18 protein-coding genes are annotated in these 19047 nt (G+C 66.1%); 10 read left to right on the top strand and 8 right to left on the bottom strand.

What is annotated here, in order from left to right; genetic code table 11:
* Window positions 1-2: 2 nt before the first annotated feature.
* On the bottom strand, window positions 3-692 hold the full coding sequence (locus tag AC1RJ5_RS03485) for a hypothetical protein (protein WP_493111756.1): 690 nt from the start codon (window positions 690-692) through the stop codon (window positions 3-5).
* A gap of 153 nt (window positions 693-845) precedes the next feature.
* On the bottom strand, window positions 846-3356 hold the full coding sequence (locus tag AC1RJ5_RS03490) for a TonB-dependent receptor (protein ID WP_493111757.1): 2511 nt from the start codon (window positions 3354-3356) through the stop codon (window positions 846-848).
* 251 nt (window positions 3357-3607) lie between these two features.
* Between AC1RJ5_RS03490 and AC1RJ5_RS03495 the strand changes: the two genes are divergently transcribed.
* Window positions 3608-4078: an Hsp20 family protein gene (locus AC1RJ5_RS03495; RefSeq protein ID WP_269575077.1), complete on the top strand. Its 471-nt coding sequence runs from the start codon at window positions 3608-3610 to the stop codon at window positions 4076-4078.
* A gap of 220 nt (window positions 4079-4298) precedes the next feature.
* Here the strand turns inward: AC1RJ5_RS03495 and AC1RJ5_RS03500 are convergent, their stop codons facing one another.
* The 5 genes from AC1RJ5_RS03500 to secG form a co-directional block, all read right to left on the bottom strand.
* Window positions 4299-6143 carry a methyl-accepting chemotaxis protein gene (locus tag AC1RJ5_RS03500; protein ID WP_493111759.1) on the bottom strand — a complete coding sequence of 615 codons (1845 nt, stop codon included), beginning with the start codon at window positions 6141-6143 and terminating at the stop codon, window positions 4299-4301.
* Window positions 6144-6364: 221 nt separating this feature from the next.
* Window positions 6365-6997 carry a peptidylprolyl isomerase gene (locus tag AC1RJ5_RS03505; protein ID WP_269575075.1) on the bottom strand — a complete coding sequence of 211 codons (633 nt, stop codon included), beginning with the start codon at window positions 6995-6997 and terminating at the stop codon, window positions 6365-6367.
* 96 nt (window positions 6998-7093) lie between these two features.
* Entirely contained in the window at window positions 7094-7657 is a 564-nt protein-coding gene (locus AC1RJ5_RS03510; RefSeq protein WP_269575074.1) for a hypothetical protein, read from the bottom strand.
* A 96-nt stretch (window positions 7658-7753) separates the two neighbouring features.
* The gene (pyrG, locus tag AC1RJ5_RS03515; RefSeq protein ID WP_269575073.1) at window positions 7754-9388 is read right to left on the bottom strand and encodes a CTP synthase; all 1635 of its coding nucleotides are present in this window, start codon (window positions 9386-9388) and stop codon (window positions 7754-7756) included.
* Window positions 9389-9494: 106 nt separating this feature from the next.
* Window positions 9495-9899 carry a preprotein translocase subunit SecG gene (gene secG, locus AC1RJ5_RS03520; RefSeq protein WP_269575072.1) on the bottom strand — a complete coding sequence of 135 codons (405 nt, stop codon included), beginning with the start codon at window positions 9897-9899 and terminating at the stop codon, window positions 9495-9497.
* A 205-nt stretch (window positions 9900-10104) separates the two neighbouring features.
* On the opposite strand from secG, the gene AC1RJ5_RS03525 reads away from it, so the two are divergent.
* The 8 genes from AC1RJ5_RS03525 (at window position 10105) to eda (ending at window position 18123) form a co-directional block, all read left to right on the top strand.
* Window positions 10105-10458, top strand: coding sequence for a MarR family transcriptional regulator (locus AC1RJ5_RS03525; protein ID WP_183996777.1), 354 nt, complete (start codon window positions 10105-10107; stop codon window positions 10456-10458).
* Between the two features lie 127 nt (window positions 10459-10585).
* Window positions 10586-10771 carry an SH3 domain-containing protein gene (locus tag AC1RJ5_RS03530; protein WP_342250374.1) on the top strand — a complete coding sequence of 62 codons (186 nt, stop codon included), beginning with the start codon at window positions 10586-10588 and terminating at the stop codon, window positions 10769-10771.
* On the top strand, window positions 10768-11709 hold the full coding sequence (gene argC, locus AC1RJ5_RS03535) for an N-acetyl-gamma-glutamyl-phosphate reductase (RefSeq protein ID WP_269575071.1): 942 nt from the start codon (window positions 10768-10770) through the stop codon (window positions 11707-11709). Before AC1RJ5_RS03530 ends, argC begins: the two co-directional genes overlap by 4 nt.
* Before the next feature lie 460 nt (window positions 11710-12169).
* Window positions 12170-13627 carry a glucose-6-phosphate dehydrogenase gene (gene zwf / locus AC1RJ5_RS03540; protein WP_184166846.1) on the top strand — a complete coding sequence of 486 codons (1458 nt, stop codon included), beginning with the start codon at window positions 12170-12172 and terminating at the stop codon, window positions 13625-13627.
* A gap of 150 nt (window positions 13628-13777) precedes the next feature.
* Window positions 13778-14485, top strand: coding sequence for a 6-phosphogluconolactonase (pgl, locus tag AC1RJ5_RS03545; protein ID WP_342251387.1), 708 nt, complete (start codon window positions 13778-13780; stop codon window positions 14483-14485).
* 111 nt (window positions 14486-14596) lie between these two features.
* The gene (gene edd / locus AC1RJ5_RS03550) at window positions 14597-16417 is read left to right on the top strand and encodes a phosphogluconate dehydratase (RefSeq protein WP_184166852.1); all 1821 of its coding nucleotides are present in this window, start codon (window positions 14597-14599) and stop codon (window positions 16415-16417) included.
* 132 nt (window positions 16418-16549) lie between these two features.
* Window positions 16550-17518 (top strand): glucokinase, encoded by a 969-nt coding sequence (glk, locus tag AC1RJ5_RS03555; protein ID WP_269575070.1) that lies wholly within the window; start codon window positions 16550-16552, stop codon window positions 17516-17518.
* 14 nt (window positions 17519-17532) lie between these two features.
* Window positions 17533-18123 (top strand): bifunctional 4-hydroxy-2-oxoglutarate aldolase/2-dehydro-3-deoxy-phosphogluconate aldolase, encoded by a 591-nt coding sequence (gene eda, locus AC1RJ5_RS03560; RefSeq protein ID WP_269576437.1) that lies wholly within the window; start codon window positions 17533-17535, stop codon window positions 18121-18123.
* Window positions 18124-18163: 40 nt separating this feature from the next.
* On the opposite strand, the gene AC1RJ5_RS03565 is transcribed toward eda, so the two are convergent.
* Entirely contained in the window at window positions 18164-18451 is a 288-nt protein-coding gene (locus AC1RJ5_RS03565) for a GIY-YIG nuclease family protein (protein ID WP_493111764.1), read from the bottom strand.
* 160 nt (window positions 18452-18611) lie between these two features.
* Between AC1RJ5_RS03565 and AC1RJ5_RS03570 the strand changes: the two genes are divergently transcribed.
* A complete protein-coding gene (locus AC1RJ5_RS03570; protein WP_269575069.1) occupies window positions 18612-19040 on the top strand; it encodes a group III truncated hemoglobin in 429 nt (142 codons plus the stop codon).
* Window positions 19041-19047: the final 7 nt, after the last annotated feature.

Raw genomic sequence — 19047 nt, forward strand, 5'->3', positions numbered from 1 at the left:
GCCTAGTAGCAGGACGGGCGCTTGAGCGCGGCGGTGCGCGACACGGCGCGCCTGAACGTATCCACCACCTGATTGGTGAGCTCGTCCGGCCGGCGCGTCATCCCGGTCAGGCGGCCGCAGGACAGGGTGACTCCCGCCCAGGTCACTGCCCAGCCGATGCGCGGGCGCTCGATGCTGTGCCCCTCCAGCGTGACATTGCCGTGGATCTCCGCGGGCGCGCCGTCGTCGATGCGGGTCAGGGCGGCCTGGTTGAGGCGGGTGGCCCAGCCGCCGTCCCCACCCTCGCCCGGCCGCAGATCGATACGCGCCGCACCCGGTCCTCGGCGCAGGCGCGGGTCGGCGGCCTGGTCCTCGGGCTGGACGACGCCCTTCGGGCGGGCGCCCATCGCGGCGGACACCATGTCGCCCACCTGCTTCACGCCCGACACGTCGCTGCGCACCGCCACGCCGAGCAGCACGGCGATCATCCCGAGGATCAGCGCGATGCGGACCAGGTTCGGGATGGTGAGCCGCGACAGCACCAGCACCGAGATGCAGAGCGAGGCGATCAGCGCGATATTGGCATAGCCGCCCGGCGTGAAGGCCGGCGAGTTCACCCAGACCAGCGCGCCGGCGATCTGGCATGCCGCCACCAGCGCGGCCAGAAGGCCTGCGCCACTGAAGCTCGGCACGGTGTTCGGCGAAACGCGCATGATCTTCTCAATGTAGAAGATCCTACTATTCGATTCCGGTTAAGACGCGGCAAATCCTCCGGAATGAACAGATAACAAGAAGGGAGGCGGTGCGGGCGCCGCCTCCCTTCCCCAACCTCCCCCGGCCATGGCAGGAGGTCAGTATCGCGAAGATCAGAAGCTCTTGCTGATCGTCAGGCCATAAGTCCTCGGGTCGCCGGGCTGGCCCACGATCAGGCCGGTGCTGCCCGACTGGACCGAGAGCAGCTCGAAATACTGCTTGTCGAACACGTTGCGGACCCAGCCATAGATGTTGAGATCCGCGCGCCGCCAGCCGAGGCGGACGTTCGACAGCGAATAGGCGTCGATCCAGGTATAGGCCGAGGGCGACGGGTTGGACGAGAATTTCGAGCGCCAGTTGCCGTCATAGCCGAGATAGACCGTGCCATCCCCGGCCGGCTGGCGGATCTCGCCACCCCAGCTGAGCGACCATTTCGAGATACCCGGCAGCACCTGGCCCGAAATGTCGCAATAGGCGGGGCTGCGGCCGCCCGGCGTACCCGCCGGATCGGTGACGCCGCCCGGCGCGGTCGCGGTACCGCCGGAAAGCTCCGGCGGGCACGGCGCGTTTTTGAAATCGGCGTATTTCGCGTCGGTATAGGCGCCGTTGAAGTAGAAATTGACGTTCTGGGTCGGACGGGCCGAGAGATCCCATTCAAAGCCCTTCACCCGCACCTTGCCGGCATTGGCCAGATAGCCGCGGATCACGTTGATCGCGTTGTTGTTCACCGTCGCCTGATAGTCGCGGATCTCGGTCCAGAAGGCAGCCGTGTTGAAAGTCACCTTGCGATCGAGGAACTGGGTCTTCAGGCCGATCTCGAAGTGATCGACCTTCTCCGGCTTCACCGTCTGGGTCGAGAGATCGACACCCGTGCTGGTCGAATTGAGCGGCAGCCCCGAGAGGTTGATGCCGCCCGACTTGAAGCTGCGCGCATAGGTCGCATAGCCGTGGACGTCCGGCGAGAAGTCGTACGACAGGGTGATGTCGCCCGAGACGTTCCAGTCGCTGAACTTCGGGCTGTAGCGCTGCGGGGCCAGGGTGTTCAGCTGGTCCGCGGTAGCGGTGCCATTTGCGAGCAGCGCGGCGACATTGGCCGCCGTCGCGACGAAATTGTAGCGCGCGTTGCTGATGCTGACGACCGACTCGTAGAAGCCGGACTTCTTGTCATAGTTCAGGCGCAGGCCCGGCTGGATGTGGAAGCCGTCCACGGGCTCCCAGTTGAGCTTGCCGAACAGCGCGAAACTGGTGTTGTCGAAATTGATCGTGTTGGTCGAGGTCAGCCCGTTCAGCACCAACGGGTTGCAGGCGGCTGCCGTAGCCGTGGCGCAGCCGGTCGCACCGATCGGAACATTGCCCGGATTGAGCAGCCAGCGGCTTGCCGCCGCCCCCTGGACCTGCGAGCCTTGGGTATCGATCGTCTGGTGGAAGAAGAAGGCGCCGATCGTGTAATCGAGCCGGCCGTCGCCATTGGAGCTGAGGCGCAGTTCCTGGCTGAACTGCTTCTGCTGCGACGGGTTCTGCGAGACGGTAGTGATCGGCAAGCCGATGAAATCGCGATCGTTCTTCGGCTGCCAATCCCAATAGCGCCACGCCGAGACCGAGGTCAGCGTCGCCGGGCCGAGATTCCAGTTGGCGACCAGCGAAGCGCCGCCGATTTCCTGGCGCGAGTTGATCTGGGCATCGAGATCGACCTTGCGATCGAACGGATCGGTACTGGCCGGCGCATAGCCGAACGCGGCTGCCAGCGCCGTATACTGGCGGGAGATCGGCCGCTGGGTAGCGCCGACCCGCGCATAATATTGCACGCAGCACAGCGGGTTCTGGAGATTCCAGTCGCCCGCCAGGGTGAAATCGAGATCGTCATTCACCTTCCACAGCAGCTGGCCGCGGAAGCTGCTGGTGCGCTGCTTGTGAAGATCCTCGCCGGTGCGGACATTCTCGATCGTCCCCTCGCGGCTGGTGAGCGCGCTGGAGATGCGGATCGCGAGCTTGTCGCTGAGCGGACCCGAGACCGATGCCTTGGCCGAGATCAGGTCGTAATTGCCGACGCTCAGCTCGACCTTGGTCTCCGGCGTGAAGCTGGGCGCGCGAGTGGTGATGTTGATCGCGCCAGCCGTGGTGTTCTTGCCGTAGAGCGTGCCCTGGGGCCCGCGCAGCACTTCCACCCGCTCGACATCGACGAAATCGAAGGTCGAGGCGCCGATACGGCCGATATAGACCTGGTCGAGATAGAAGCCGACGCCCTGCTCGATGCCGTCATTGGTGAGACCGAACGGTGCGCCCAGGCCGCGGATGTTGATCGCGGAATTGCGCGGGTTGCTCGAATAGAACTGCACCGCGGGCAGCGAGGTCTGCAGACGGTTGAGGTTGGTCGCGCCGGTGTTCTCGATGGTCGCGCCGCCGATCACCGAAATCGCGATCGGCACGTCCTGGGCCTTTTCCTCACGCCGGCGGGCCGTGACGACGATCTCGCCGCCATCCTGAGGCTTCGCCTTTTCCTGCTCATCCGCATCGGCGTTGGCGCTGGCGTTGGCAGCGGCGGGCGCCGGATCGTCACGCAGAACTCCGGCAGGTGCCGGAGCCGCACTGGCTAGGAGTAGCAGTGAAAGCGAAGCAAGGCTCATGATTATCCCCTCTGGCCGTGTTGCGCTTAATCTCCACTCAATTGGGGGATATTAGCGAGCAAGGAGATGTTTAGCGATACCTAGCCTGAGTTGGCCGGCGCTTGCGGGGCCCGTTTCGCCGCATCTTGAAAGGCAGAATCTCCGACACAATCTGTATCAAGCGGCGCCGTAACGGGCCGCGAAAACCACGGCGTCGCGGGCATCCGGGCGCCGGCAAGTTCATCAATTCGCTCAAGAATAGAGGTCTTGATATGCGCCAGTTCGATTTCACCCCGTTCCGCCGCTCGACCATCGGGTTCGACCGGCTGTTCGACCTGCTCGAGGCCAGTGCCCGCGCGCAGGCATCCGAGAATTATCCCCCGTTCAACCTCGAGCGCGTTGCCGAGGACCGCTACCGGATCACGATCGCCGTCGCCGGCTTCAAGGCTGACGAGATCGACATCACCGCGCAGCAGAACCTGCTGCTGGTGGCCGGCAAGAAGCGCGAGGAGAACGAGAACAACCAGGGCGCGTACCTGCACCTGGGAATCGCCACCCGCAGCTTCGAGCGGCGCTTCGAGCTGGCCGATTTCGTCCGCGTAGAGAGCGCCGACCTTGCCGACGGCCTGCTGGTGATTGAGCTGGTCCGCGAAGTGCCCGAGGCGATGAAGCCCAAGAAGATCGCGGTGAACGGCGGCTCCGCACCGAGCCCGATCGAGCATCGCGAGGCCGATGCCGCATAACTGACCGACCACGGCTAGCGACGTCTTCCTCCCTTTGGACGTCGCAGCGGGGGGCGCTCGGGCGATGGTCCGGGCGCCCTTTGTGTTTGCGCGGACCTGCCCTCCAGCAGCCTTGAAATGCGAAAGGAGGGAAGGACTTGCGTCCTCCCCTCCCCATATGCTCGCAGTTTCATTATAGGAAAGCCTGCGTGCAAATCGCGTATTTCACGAAAAATATGATTTAAAACGTCGCCCAATCGTCCGACGGGGTGAGTGCGGCGACGGCGGCCGCCGGAAGCGGCTTCACCGGCGAGACATAGCCCGGCGCAACCTTGGCGCGGATGCTGCTCGCCGCCGGCTTGGCGGGGCGGCGCGGCGGGGCCTGGCTGGCACCGATATTGAACGCCGAGGCCTGTTCCGAGAGCAGCTGGACTTCCGAGCTCAGGTTACGCGATGCGGCCGAAGTTTCCTCGACCATCGCGGCATTCTGCTGCGTGGCCTGGTCCATCGTACCGATCGCCACGGCGATCTGCGTGACGGCCGCCGACTGCGCTTCGTTGTCGCTGGCGATATTGGCGAGCAGGTCATGGACCTGGCCGACATCGCCCGAGATATTGGCAAGCGCGCCATCGACCTTTTGCACCATCTCCACCGCGGCGACGATATCGCCCTGGGTTGCGGTGAGCTGGTCGCGGGCACGGCCTGCCTCTTCCTCGGCGCGCATGGCGAGCGCGCTGACGAGATCGGCGACGACCGCGAAACCGCGACCCGCCTCGCCCGCACGCCCCGCCTCCACGGCGGCGTTCATTGCAAGCACGCGCGTCTGGAACGCGATCTTGTCGAGGCCTTCGATGACCGAGTCGATGCCCTTGGCGCTATCAGCGACGCGAGTCATCGCCTGGACAGCGTCATCGGCGATCGAACGGCCATCGCTGACGGTGGAGATCGCCTGATCGGCGCGGGTCAGCGTATTGCCGGCGGCCCTGGCCGTCGCCTTGAGGCGATCGTCCATCTGGCTGATCGCGGCCGACGTCTCCTCCAGCGAAGCGGCGTTGCTCTCGGTACGGCGGGCAAGATCCTCCGACGCCTGGGCGATCTCGCCCGAGCCGGTGCGGATGGTGGCCGCGCCTTCGACGACCGAGCCGATCAGCGTGCGCAGTGCAGTGAGCGCCGAGTTGAAGTTGGTCTTCAGGGCAACATAGTCGGAAGCGAACTCGCTGTTGATCTCGGTGGTGAGATCACCCTTCGCCAGGCTTTCCAGCCCGTCGGTGAGCGCGGAGACGACATGCTTCTGCTCGGCGTCGGCGACCAGCTTCGCGGCATCCGCCTTTTCCTTGGCGACCGCGGCATCGCGGAACACCAGCACGGCGCGCGCCATGCCGCCGACTTCGTCCTGGCGATCGGTGCCGGGCACGTCGATCGTGTTCTCGCCGCCGGCGAGCCGGCCCATCAACCCGGTCATCCGCTTGATCGGATGCGCGATCATCGTGGTGAGCAGCCAGCCGAACAGCGCGGCCATGGCGATGCCGAAGGCGCCACCCAGCGTGAGCGCGGTGATCGCAGCTGCACGCGCAGAGGCCTCAACCTTCTGGGTCGCGGCGACGCGCTCGTCCTGCACATCGTTGATCTCGCCAATGATCTTGCGGATCTTGCCGAGCTGCTTGACGCCCGCGAGCTGCTGCGCCTCGCCCTGGGTGGCGGGATTCTTCGCAAGCGCGATCATGTTATCGAGCTTGCCGCGAAGCTCCGCGATCGCGGCGACCAGATTGTCCATACGCGTCTTCTGCTCGGGAACCGCGGTTCCTGCGCGGAACGCGTTGGCCAGTTCCTCGATCTTCTTCCCCGCCTCATCATAGGTCGTGAGGAAGTCGGCGTTGCGCAGGATGACATAGGCGCGGACAGCGCTCTGCTGCTCCAGGATCTGGCCCATGATGTCGCTGACATGCTCCGACATCTCGGACGCACGCTGCTTGTCCTCGGATGCTGCGCCGACGGTCTGCAGGCTCGAGAAGAGCAGCCAGCCTACGCCGGCGAAGATGCAGACGAGCAGGACGAAGGCCGCCGCGAGCTTGCGCGGTATCGACATATTCTGAATTATCATATTCCCTCCCGACCGGCCCCCGAGAGGACCGGCATCCGAAAAACATTCGGGCAAGACGCGAGAAGCCTGCGAGCGGAGGGCCGGTTCGATCTAATCCCATTTCCGTCATAGGAACCGGGCGGCCGATCGATCCGAAACGGCGTGAAATATTTTTCCGGAACGTGTCCGGCTTGCGACCAAGTCTTTCCGCCGTAGGGGAAATTCGGTTACTTCGGCGTGCCGATCAGCCAAGGCTTCACATAGCCGGTGGGCCTGGCGACGCCGTCCAGGCGGACGGCGCGGAGGATCTGGACGGGCTTGAGGATCATCTGGTCCTTCATCGCATCGCGGCCGCCGCCGGTGGGCATGGCGAGCATCCGCTTGACCACGTCCATGCCGGTGACGACCTTCCCGAACGCCGCAAAGCCGCGATAGCCGGCCTTGGCATCGAGCCCGGGATTGGGCCCGACCATGATCGAGAAGTTGCAGTTCGCTCCGTCCGGGTTGGGGCCGTGCGCCATCGAGATCGTCGCGTCGAGATGGCGGATGCCGGTCTGCAGCGTCGATTCCAGCGGCGGCGACGGCAGCATGCGCCGGGCATCGGTGCCGATCCCGCCCTGGACGAAGCCGTGCGCCGGATCCCCCTTGCGCCGGGCGGAGCGGTAGAACTGGGTACCGTCGAGCCGGCCGTCATCGACATAGGCCATGAAATTGGCGACCGTCTTCGGCGCGCGCCTGGCATCGAGCGCGAGGACGATGTTGCCCGCCGAGGTGACCAGGCGGACACGCACCGTGGCGGGCTCCTGCGGGCCGGACGCGGCGGTGAGGAACAAGGCGAGGACGGCAATCAGGATACGCATGCGGCTTCGCTAGTCGATGCCGGCCGTCGAAGGAAAGGTCCTTGTTGCGGCTGCGAAGGCATTTGCGACCGTGCGAGCTTCCGCGAACGAAGCGCTCTAGAGGAGATAGACCACGACATAACGGGCCACGAGGGCGGCCATCACCACCCTCGCCCAGCGGTTGTTGGGCACGAACATCGCGGCGAGCATCAGCGCGGCGAGGATGACGGTGAGCGTGAGCGCGAGCGGGCGGAACAGATGCGGCGCGATCTTGGGCAGGCCGGCGTAGAAGCCGAGCTGGCAGATCAGCAGCGCGAGCATCACCCCGATGACGATGCGGCGGACGCGGAAGAAATGCGCGTCGAAGTCCGCCTCCTCCTGCACTTCGCGCGGGAAGACGAGGTGCGCGGCGAGATAATAGGCGCTCGCGAATACGGTGATCGCCATCAGCGCCTTGCCCGAGACGAGTACGAGCTCGCGCACCGTCCAGGCCGCCTGCCAGAAGGAGAGCAGGTCGAGGATCACAAAGGCGCCGAGCAGCGGGGTGAGCCAGCCGATCCGGATCGTCGAGCCGGGACGCAGACGGGCTTCGATCGCCCGGGCGAGGCCGCCGAGCACCTCGGCAAGCGAAAGCCCGAGCAACAGTCCGTAAAGTGCGAAGATGAACTCGAAATCCGACATGCGGCTTGTCCCCCTGCCCGGCTGTTAGCGCGAGGGACGGGCAAAAGAAAAGGCCGGGCGTTGCGGCCCGGCCTTCCTGTTCCTGCGGGACTGGGCCTAGACCAGCCGGGACTGCCGCACCGCCGCCTCGATGAAGCTGGCGAACAGCGGATGCGGCTCGAAAGGCTTGGACTTGAGCTCCGGGTGGAACTGCACGCCGACGAACCAGGGATGGTCGGGCCGCTCGACGATCTCGGGCAGCGAGCCGTCGGGCGACATGCCGGAGAAGACCAGGCCGCCCTGCTCCAGCACCGGCTTGTACGCGGTGTTGACCTCGTAGCGGTGACGATGGCGCTCGCTGATCTCGTCCGAGCCGTAGATCGACGAGACGACCGAATTGCCGCCGAGCTTCGCGGTATAGGCACCAAGGCGCATCGTGCCGCCGAGATCGCCGCCCTCTTCCCGCTTCTGCAGGCCCTCAGCGGTCATCCACTCGGTGATCATGCCGACCACCGGCTCCTCGGTCGGGCCGAATTCGGTGGTCGAGGCATTGGCGATGCCGCCGGCGCGGACGCCTTCGATGCAGGCCATCTGCATGCCGAGGCAGATGCCGAAGAATGGCACGTTGCGCTCGCGGGCGAACTTCACGCCGGCGATCTTGCCTTCGCTGCCGCGCTCGCCGAAGCCACCGGGGACAAGGATGCCGTGCAGCGGCTCGAGCTGCGCGGTGATCTCTTCCTCATTGTCATGCTCGAACAGCTCGGCGTCGAGCCAGCGGATGTTGACCTTCACCCGGTTGGCGATGCCGCCATGGGTGAGCGCCTCGGTTAGCGACTTATAGGCATCCGGCACGCCCATATACTTGCCGACCACGCCGATCGTGACTTCGCCCTCGGGATTGAGGACGCGGTCCTCGATCTCTTCCCAGCGGGCGAGATCGGGCGAGCCGGCGACGTCGATGCCGAAGGCCTTGAGCACTTCGACGTCGAGACCCTCGGCATGATATTGCAGCGGCACGCCGTAGATGGTCGGTGCGTCGAGTGCCGGGATCACCGACGAGGCGGGCACGTTGCAGAACAGCGCGATCTTGGCGCGGTCGCTCGCCGGCAGCGGCTTTTCGCTGCGGCAGACGATGACGTCGGCATGGACGCCGAGCGAAGCGAGCTCGCGGACGCTGTGCTGGGTCGGCTTGGTCTTCAGCTCACCGGCGGCCGCGATGTACGGCACCAGCGTCAGATGGACGCTGACCGACTGGTTGCGGCCGAGATCGTTGCGAAGTTGGCGGATCGCCTCGACGAAGGGGAGGGATTCGATATCGCCTACGGTGCCGCCGATTTCGCAGAGGACAAAATCGAGATCCTCGGTGTCCGCCTGGGCGAACGCCTTGATCGCGTCGGTCACGTGCGGGATCACCTGGACGGTGGCGCCGAGATAGTCGCCGCGGCGCTCGCGCTCGATGATCGTCTTGTAGATCCGGCCCGACGTGATGTTGTCCGACTGCCGCGAGGCGACACCCGTGAAGCGTTCATAATGCCCGAGATCGAGATCGGTTTCCGCCCCGTCGTCGGTCACATAGACCTCACCATGCTGGTGCGGCGACATCGTGCCGGGATCGACGTTGAGATAGGGATCGAACTTGCGGATGCGGACCCGATAGCCACGCGCCTGGAGCAGAGCCGCGAGGCTCGCTGCCATGAGACCCTTGCCTAGCGAGGAGACCACGCCGCCGGTGATGAAGATATACCGCGCCATGGGAGAAAACGCCTAACGTGAATGGACGCGCGCCGGAAGCGTGCGAATCACGCAACCGGGCACAAATTTATGTGGACAGACCCGGACCAGGCCGGGACCGGCGGATTTACTGGGCCAGCGGAACCGAGCTGTTGCCCTGCGCGGCCGGAGCCGGCGCCGTACCAGTCGGGGCCGAGCTGTTGCCCGGCGCGAAGGGAACCGCACCGCCCGCGGGCGCGCTGGTCGGCAGCGCCTGGGGCGCCGCAGCCGGAGCCGCACGCTGGAGCGAGGCGTCGATCGTCGCGCCGTGGCGATTCGCCGCCAGGAAGGCGAGCAGGATCGACATGGCGATGAACGCGGTCGCGAGAATCGCGGTGGTCCGCGTCAGGAAATCGGCCGCGCTGCGCGCCGACATCAGGCCCGACGGGCTGCCGCTCGAAGTGAGGCCGCCGCCCTCCGACTTCTGCACGAGGATCACGCCGACGAGACCAGCGGCGATGAATGCCTGAACGATGAGCAGGAAGGTGAACATGAAATGTGCGGACCTCTTGGAGAAAGGCGGCACATAGGGGAGCAACCCGCTCCGATCAACCTTCGAGAGGCGTCCACTCATCTCGGTTAATCAACAAAGCTGTAACATTTCGCATCCGGACTGAAACCGGATCGGTTCACGCGCGTTATGACGTGTGGCCCTGGCGTATCGGGGGCGTAACAACAGAGTAGATGCCGTGAACGCAATGACCGACAGCTCGCTTTCTTCGTGGAAGAACACGCTGATCGACTATGTGCGATCGGGAGAACCGGACCTGACCAACCGGCAGATGGCCCTGCTTATGCTCGTCTATCTGGAACCTGGCCCCCATACCGTGCGCGGTTTGGCCCGGGCTTTGAACGTATCCAAGCCCGTTGTAACGCGTGCCTTGAATAGACTGGGCACGCTCGGCTATCTGCGCCGCCAGCGCGACGACACCGACAAGCGGAACATCTTCGTCGCCAAGACCGCGGAAGGGGCAGAGTTTCTTGCAGAATTCGGGCATTTCCTCGCTGGGGGGCACATCGCCGAACCAGTCGCCCGCAGGGCCAGCGCGTAAGCGTTTCGCGCTGAAGGGCCGTTCGGTTCCCATCGATCCCAGGGTCGATGCGGTTCGTCGTGATCTGGCAGACGTGCGTCTGGCGGATCGCGTTTTCGCACCCCATTATGCGGCGCCTATGCCTCGCATGATCGCCTCTGCCGTGCCCCTGCGCGCCGGCCCCAAGCTCGATTCGGATACGCTGGTGGAACTGGCCGCCGGCGAATCGTTCGAAGTGCTGGAATTCGCCGGCGATCACGCCTGGGGCGTGGCACCCGGGCACAATCTGGTCGGCTATGTGCCGGCCACGGTCCTGGAGCGCCCGGCGGCATGACGATTCGCGTGTTCATCGACGGCGCCGTGGGCACCACGGGCCTGGAGATTCGCGAGCGGCTGGATGGCCGCGCGGGGATCGAGCAGATCATCCTGGACGACAAGGACCGCAAGGACGCCGCCAAGCGCGAGGACGCGCTCAATTCGGCGGACTTCGTGATCCTGTGCCTGCCCGACGACGCCGCCCGCGAAGCGGTGGAGATGATCAAGGCCAGCAAGGTCCGCGTGATCGACGCATCGAGCGCGCACCGCGTCGCCGATGGCTGGACCTATGGCTTTCCCGAGCTGGAGCCCGGACAGAGCGCGCAGATCGCCGAGTCGGCGCGCGTCTCCAATCCCGGCTGCTATCCGACCGGCTTCCTCGCGCTCGTCCGCCCGCTGATTCGCGCCGGCCTGGTGCCGCACGACCATCCGCTGAGCGTCAACGCGGTCTCGGGCTATTCGGGCGGCGGCAAGAACATGATCGCCGAGTTCGAGGACGCCAAGGGTGCGACCTATACCGAGACGGCGTTCCGCAACTACGGGCTCAACCTTGGCCACAAGCATGTGCCCGAGATGACCAAGCATGCGCGCATCGTGCACCCGCCGATCTTCCAGCCAGCGGTGGTGCGGACCTATCGCGGCATGCTGGTCGAGATTCCCCTGCCCCTCCACGCCTTTACCCGCCGACCTTCGCTCGACGCGATCGAGAATGCGCTGCGCGAGGCCTACAAGGATTCGCCGATCGTCCGCGTGCTGCCGGGCGACGTCGCGGCGGTGACGATCGAGGAGGACGCAGGCACCGACCGGCTTTCGCTGCGCGTGTTCGGCAATGCCGAGACGGGCCAGGCACGGCTGGTGGCGACGCTCGACAATCTCGGCAAGGGCGCCGCGGGTGCCGCGGTGCAGAACCTCAACATCATGGCCGGATTCGAGCAGACCGAAGGGCTGGTGCTCTAAGGGGCTTGTCTGGTTTTGGATTTTGAAGAGGCCGGGCCCTTGGGTCCGGCCTTTTTCGTTTTCAGCGGCTGGTGCGGCTGTTCCCGGCGAAGGCCGGGGCCCAGGGTCATAAGCGACACGGCAGAGAAACCCTGGGCCCCGGCTTTCGCCGGGGAACATGAAGGGTTGGCGGCCCGACAAGTTCGTCATCCCGGCGAAAGCCGGGATCTCGTGCGGCTCCTTCCCGCGCAACGGCATGAGATCCCGGCTTTCGCCGGGATGACGGTTTTCCGATGCGCCGCGGCGAGCGCACGCCCGTCCGCGCGCACGATTTCTTTCCTCCCCACCTCGCCGCGAGCAATCTTCCGCCACTCCGCTTGCCGCTGCCACCGGTTACCCTATCTAGAGCGCTCCACCCGGCCTTGATCTTTGCGCGCCATTGGTGTCTCGCGGGCCCGAAACGACGATTAAGAGGCGATCCATGCGACAGCCCGCGGGCAAACTGCTTTTGTTCGGCGCCACCGGCGACCTTTCCCAGCGGATGCTGCTCCCCTCGCTCTACGGCCTGCATGCCGATGGGCTGCTGCCCGACGGCCTGACGATCACCTGCACCGCGCGCTCCGAATATGACGATGCCGGCTTCCGCGGCTTCGCCCGGGAATCGCTCGAGAAATTCCTGCCGGCCGACCGCAAGGATGACAGCGCTGTCGCCAGCTTCCTGGAGCGGGTCTTCTACCAGCGGCTCGATGCCTCGAAGACCGAGGGCTTCGCCGCGCTGGCCGAGAAGCTGGGCGACATCTCGGACGGGCTCGCCATCTTCCTGTCGACCGCGCCTTCGCTGTTCGGCCCGACGATCAAGGGGCTGCAATCGGCCGGGCTGACCGGCGACAATGTCCGCATCGGGCTGGAAAAGCCGCTGGGCGTCGACCTCGCCTCCAGCCGGATCGTCAACGATATCGTTGCCGAAGCCTTCCCCGAGGACCGCACCTTCCGGATCGACCACTATCTCGGCAAGGAGACGGTGCAGAACATCCTGGCGCTGCGCTTCGGCAATTCGCTGTTCGAGCCGGTGTGGAACGCCCAGGGCATCGAGAACGTCCAGATCACCGTTTCCGAGACCGTCGGCCTCGAAGGCCGTGCGGGCTATTATGACGATGTCGGCGCGCTGCGCGACATGGTGCAGAACCATATGCTCCAGCTGCTCGCGCTGATCGCGATGGAGCCCCCTGCCCGCTTCGACGGCACTTCGGTGCGCGACGAGAAGGTGAAGGTGCTGCGCTCGCTCCGCCCGATCGCCGGGGCCGACGTGCCGAACCTGACCGTGACCGGCCAATATGGCGGCGGCGCGGTGAAGGGCGAGATCGTGCGCTCCTACGACACCGACCTGGAGAAGAGCTCGGACACCGAGACCTTCGTCGCGATCAAGGCGCATGTCGACAATTGGCGCTGGCACGGCGTGCCCTTCTACCTGCGCACCGGCAAGCGGCTGGCCGAGCGCCGCAGCGAGATCGTCATCACCTTCAAGCCGGTGCCGCACTCGATCTTCGAGGATCGCGGCGGCGCGCTGAAGCCCAATGTGCTGGTGATCCGCCTGCAGCCCGAGGAATATATCCAGCTGCTGGTGATGGCGAAGGAGCCGGGCCTCGACCGCGACGGCATCCACCTGAAGGAAGTGCCGCTGAACCTCAGCCTCGAGCATGAGTTCGCGGGCAGCCGCCGCCGCATCGCCTATGAGCGGCTGTTCCTCGACCTGATCGAGGGCGACCCCACGCTGTTCGTCCGCCGCGACGAGGTGGAGGCGCAATGGGCGTGGATCGATGCGATCCGCGAAGGCTGGAAGACCGGCAATGTGAAGCCCAAGCCCTATGCCTCGGGCAGCTGGGGCCCGAGCGCCGCGATCGCGCTGACCGAGCGCGACGGGGTGACGTGGAACGAGTAGGATTTTAGAGGACCGTCACCCTGAACTCGTTTCAGGGTCCAGCGCGCCACCGGCGACGGTTTCCCGAGTGGAGCCTTGGGTGCTGAAACAAGTTCAGCATGACAGTGATTTTTGGGCCAGGAATACCCACCTGAAACGCAAGGAACGAACATGACGACCGAAATCGAATGGTGGGACTATGAGAGCGCCGACGAGATGGCCGATGCCGTCGCCGGCGATATCGGCTTCATCATCGAGAGCGCGATCGATGCGCGCGGCGCGGCGGTGATCGCGCTGGCCGGGGGCAAGACCCCGCTGCCGATCTACGAGAAGCTCGCCAAGGCCAAGATCGACTGGAAGCGCGTGACGATCATCCCGGGCGACGATCGCATCGTGCCGCTGGGCGATCCGCTGTCGAACGTCACCGCGATCGGCAAGATCTTCATCCCCAAGGGCGCCCGCGTGCTCCCGCTCGTCTCGGACAAGGCACCCGACTACAAGGCGGCGGGCCGCTCGGCCGACGCGCTGCTCCAGGACGTGCACTGGCCGCTCGACCTGTGCCTGCTCGGCGTGGGCGGCGACGGGCACTGCGCCTCGATCTTCCCGGGCCCCGATTACGACGAAGCGCTGAACGGCCCCAAGGAGCGCCGCGCGCTGGGCGTGATGCCCGATCCGCTGCCGCCCGAGGCGCCGGTTGCCCGCGTGACGCTGAGCCGCGCCGCGATCGTCTCGGCCCGCGCGCTGATGATCGCGTTCACCGGCGAGGCGAAGAAGGGCGTGCTCGAGACCGCGATCGAACAGGGTGCCTCGTCGAGCTACCCGGTCGGTCGCGTGCTCGCCGATGTCGAGCTGCCGGTGGATATTCACTGGGCGAACTGAGGCTTGCCTGATCCCCGGTGAATGCCGGGGGCCAGGGTCACAAGCGACGCAGCCGAGAAACCCTGGGCCCCGGCTTTCGCCGGGGAACGGTAGTGTAAATGGAATGAGTATATGACCCTGCACCCCGAAATCGCCGCCGTCACCGACCGGGTGATCGAGCGCTCCAAGGCCAGGCGCCGCGCCTATCTCGCGCTGCTCGATGCCGAGCGCGAATCGGGGAACGACCGGCCGAAGCTCGGCTGCGCCAACCTCGCCCATGCCTATGCCGGCACCGACGAGCAGCGCGAGCAGATGAAGGCCGGGCGCTCGATGAACATCGGCATCGTCAGCGCCTATAACGACCTGCTCTCGGCGCATGCGGTCTATTATCGCTATCCCGAGCAGATGAAGATCTGGGCGCATGAGGCCGGTGCCACCGCGCAGGTGGCGGGCGGCGTGCCGGCGATGTGCGACGGCGTGACGCAGGGGTACCAGGGCATGGAGCTGTCGCTGTTCAGCCGCGACACGATCGCGCTGAGCACCGCGGTCGCCCTCTCCCACCGCACCTTCGAGGGCGCGGCGCTGCTCGGCATCTGCGACAAGATCGTGCCGGGGCTGCTGATGGGCGCGCTGCGCTTCGGCCACCTGCCGATGGTGCTGATCCCGGGCGGGCCGATGAAGTCGGGCCTGGCCAACAAGGAAAAGGCCAAGATCCGCGAGCTCTATGCGGAGGGCAAGGTGAGCCGCGACGAGCTGCTCGACGCCGAGATCGCGGCATACCATTCCAAGGGCACCTGCACCTTCTACGGCACCGCCAATTCGAACCAGATGATGATGGAGGCGATGGGCCTGCACATGCCGGGCGCCGCTTTCGCCAATCCGGGCACCAAGCTGCGCCAGGAGCTGACCCGCGCCGCGGTGCACCGCCTGACCGAGATCGGCTGGAACGGCGATGATTACCGCCCGATCGGGCATGTGGTGGATGAAAAGGCGATCGTGAACGCGGCGATCGTGCTGCTGGCGACCGGCGGCTCGACCAACCACCTGATCCATGTGCCGGCGTTCGCGCGGGCGGCGGGGATCACGATCGACTGGGACGATTTCGACCGGCTCTCGCGGATCGTGCCGCTGCTGACGCGGGTCTATCCGAACGGCTCGGCCGATGTGAACGGCTTCGAGGATGCCGGCGGGCCGAGCTTCGTGATCCGCGAGCTGCTCGGCGCCGGGCTGATGCATGGCGACACGCTGACCGTCGGCAAGGGCGGCATGGCGGACTATGGCCGCAAGCCCGAGATGGCCGGCGACACGCTGGTGTGGACCGAGCATGGCGAGAAGAGCGGCGACGACACGATCGTGCGCACCGCGTCCGATCCCTTCTCGAGCGAGGGCGGCTTCCGCATCCTCAAGGGCAATCTGGGCCGGGCGTGCATCAAGGTCTCGGCGGTCGAGCGCGAGCGCTGGACGATCGAGGCGCCGTGCCGGGTCTTCGCCGACCAGCTTGAGGTGCAGGAAGCGTTCAAGGCCGGCGAGCTGGAGCGCGACGTGATCGTCGTGGTCCGCTTCCAGGGCCCCAAGGCGAACGGCATGCCCGAGCTGCACAAGCTGACGCCGCCGCTGGGCGTACTGCAGAACCGCGGCTTCAAGGTCGCGCTGGTCACCGACGGACGCATGTCGGGCGCGAGCGGCAAGGTGCCGTGCGCGATCCACCTCAGCCCCGAGGCGCTGGGCGGCGGCCCGATCGCCAAGCTGCGCGACGGCGACGTGGTGCGGCTGTGCGCCGAGAGCGGCGAGCTGAGCGCGCTGGTCGACGCGGCGGAATGGGAAGCGCGCGAGCATGTCGCCGCGCCGCCGCCGGCGATCGGCACCGGCCGCGAGCTGTTCGCGATGCTGCGCCACCACTGCGACGAAGCCGAAAAGGGCGCGTCGGCGATGCTGGCGGAAGCGGGACTGTAAGACCCGGACCGCACCCCGGCCACGGCCGGGGTGACGGTTATCCTTTACTTCTGCGTCGCACGCGGGAAGAAGGGCCCGGCCGGGTATGGCAACGTTGACAGACCCAGGCGGATGAGAGGATCAGGAGCCCGAATGGAAGTCGTCGCGGTCGATATCGGGGGCACGCATGCCCGCTTTGCCGTTGCCGAAGTAGCGGAGGGCCGCGTCGTCTCGATCAGCGAGCCGGTCACGCAGAAGGTCGCCGAGCACCCCAGCCTGCAGCTCGCCTGGCAGGCCTATGGCGAGGAACTCGGCCGGCCGCTGCCCAAGGCGGCGGCGCTGGCAGTGGCCTCCCCGGTGGGCGGCGAGATCATCAAGCTCACCAACAATCCCTGGATCATCCGCCCCGCGCTGATCCCCGACCGGCTGGGCGCCGACACCTGGACGGTGGTCAACGACTTCGAGGCGATCGGCCACGCCGTCGCGCAGATGGGCGACGAGCATTTCCTGCACCTGTGCGGGCCCGACCAGTCGCTGCCCGACAAGGGCTCGATCACCGTGTGCGGCCCGGGCACCGGCCTGGGCGTCGCGCAGGTGTTCCGTCACCGCGCCGGCTATGACGTGATCGCCACCGAGGGCGGGCATAGCGACTTCGCGCCGCTCGACCCGATCGAGGACGCGCTCGTGAAGCGGCTGCGCAAGATCTACAACCGCGTCTCCAAGGAGCGCGTGGTAGCCGGTCCGGCGATCGTCTCACTCTACGAGACGCTGGCCGAGCTGGAAGGCAAGCCGGTAAACCGGCTCGACGACAAGGCGATCTGGGGCCTCGCGCTCGAAGGCAAGGACGAGCTGGCGGTGGCCGCGCTCGACCGCTTCTGCCTGAGCCTGGGCGCCGTCGCGGGCGACCTTGCGCTGAGCCACGGCCCCAAGGGCGTGGTGATTGCCGGCGGTCTGGGGTTGCGACTCAAGGACCATCTGTTGCAGTCGGGCTTCGGCCAGCGGTTCATCGCCAAGGGCCGGTTCCAGGGGCTGATGTCTTCCATTCCGGTGAAGCTCATCACGCACCCGCAGCCGGGCCTCTACGGCGCCGCCGCGGCATTCGCGCAGGAGCATGCCCTTTGAATATCGAAGCCATCATGAAGACCGCGCCGGTGATCCCGGTGCTCGTGATCGAAGACGCCGCCACGGCAAGGCCGCTGGCGGAAGCGCTGGTGAAGGGCGGCCTGCGCGTGCTCGAGGTGACCTTGCGCACCGAAGCGGCACTGGAAGCCATCGCCGAGATGAAGAAGGTCGAGGGCGCGATCGTCGGCGCCGGCACGGTGGTAAACACCGACCAGTTCGAGCAGGTGATGAAGGCCGATGCCGAATTCATCGTCTCGCCGGGCCTGACCGATCGCCTGGGCGACGCGATCACCCGCAGCGGCGTGCCGTACCTGCCTGGCGTCGCCAATGCCGGTGACATCATGCGCGGGCTCGACCTCGGCCTCACCCATTTCAAGTTCTTCCCGGCCGAGACCTCGGGTGGCCTGAAGGCCCTGAAGGCGCTCGCCGCGCCCTTCTACCAGTGCAAGTTCTGCCCGACCGGCGGCATCACGGCGGCGACCGCGCCGGAATGGCTGGGCTTCGACCCGATCCTGTGCGTCGGCGGCTCCTGGGTCACGCCCAAGGGCGCGAGCTACGAGCAGGTCGAGACGCTGGCACGCGAAGCGGCTTCGCTGGGGCGGTAAACAACCGTCATCCCGGCGAAAGCCGGGATCTCAGGCGGCTCTATTCCCGAATGTCGTCGAACAGATCGCGCCATTCGGGATTGGAGCGCTCGATCAAATCGATCTTCCATTCGCGCTTCCATTCCTTGAGCATCTTCTCGCGGCGGATCGCGTCGTCGATTGTGTCGTGGTGCTCTGCGAGGACGAGTAGCGTCAGGTTGTATCTGGCACAGAATTTGGAGCCTCTACCTTCGCGGTGTTGCTGGATGCGTTGCGCAAGCGACGCCGCGACTCCGATGTAGAGAACCCCGCGCGACTTGTTGGCCATGATATAGGTCCAGCCGGCCACCACTCCCCTCCATCGCCTGAGATCCCGGCTTTCGCCGGGATGACGATATCGTAGCTCTGACTGCGTGTCTGGGACGGAATGTCCCATTTCCGTTTCGCGTCGGCATCCCCAGATAGCCGCCATGGAAAAGACCGGCACGCCCTCCCCCCATGCCATCCAAATGCGAGACGAGAAGCGGCGCGCGGCGGCGGAAATGGGGATCGACGATGCGTTCGTCTCCGAGCTGGTCGAGCGCTTCTACGCACGCATCCAGGCCGATCCGGTGCTGGGGCCGGTCTTTGGCGAGCGGATCACGGACTGGGCGCCGCATCTCGCCCAGATGAAGCGTTTCTGGCGCTCGATCCTGTTCAGCAGCGGCGAGTATCTGGGGCGGCCGATGCCGCTGCACCTGGCCATCCCCGGGCTCGACAAGCCGATGTTCGCGCGCTGGCTCGACCTGTTCGGCGCGACGCTGGCCGAGATCGGCGGCGGCGATGCCGCCGAGCATGTCCATGAGCGCGCGCGGATGATCGCGAACAGCTTCCTCAACGGCATCGCCATCCACCATCACGGCAAGATGGGCCTGGGACCTGGCGAAGGGTTCGCCTGAGCCCCGG

The organism is Sphingomonas sp. GW822-FHT03G08, from assembly GCF_058801135.1.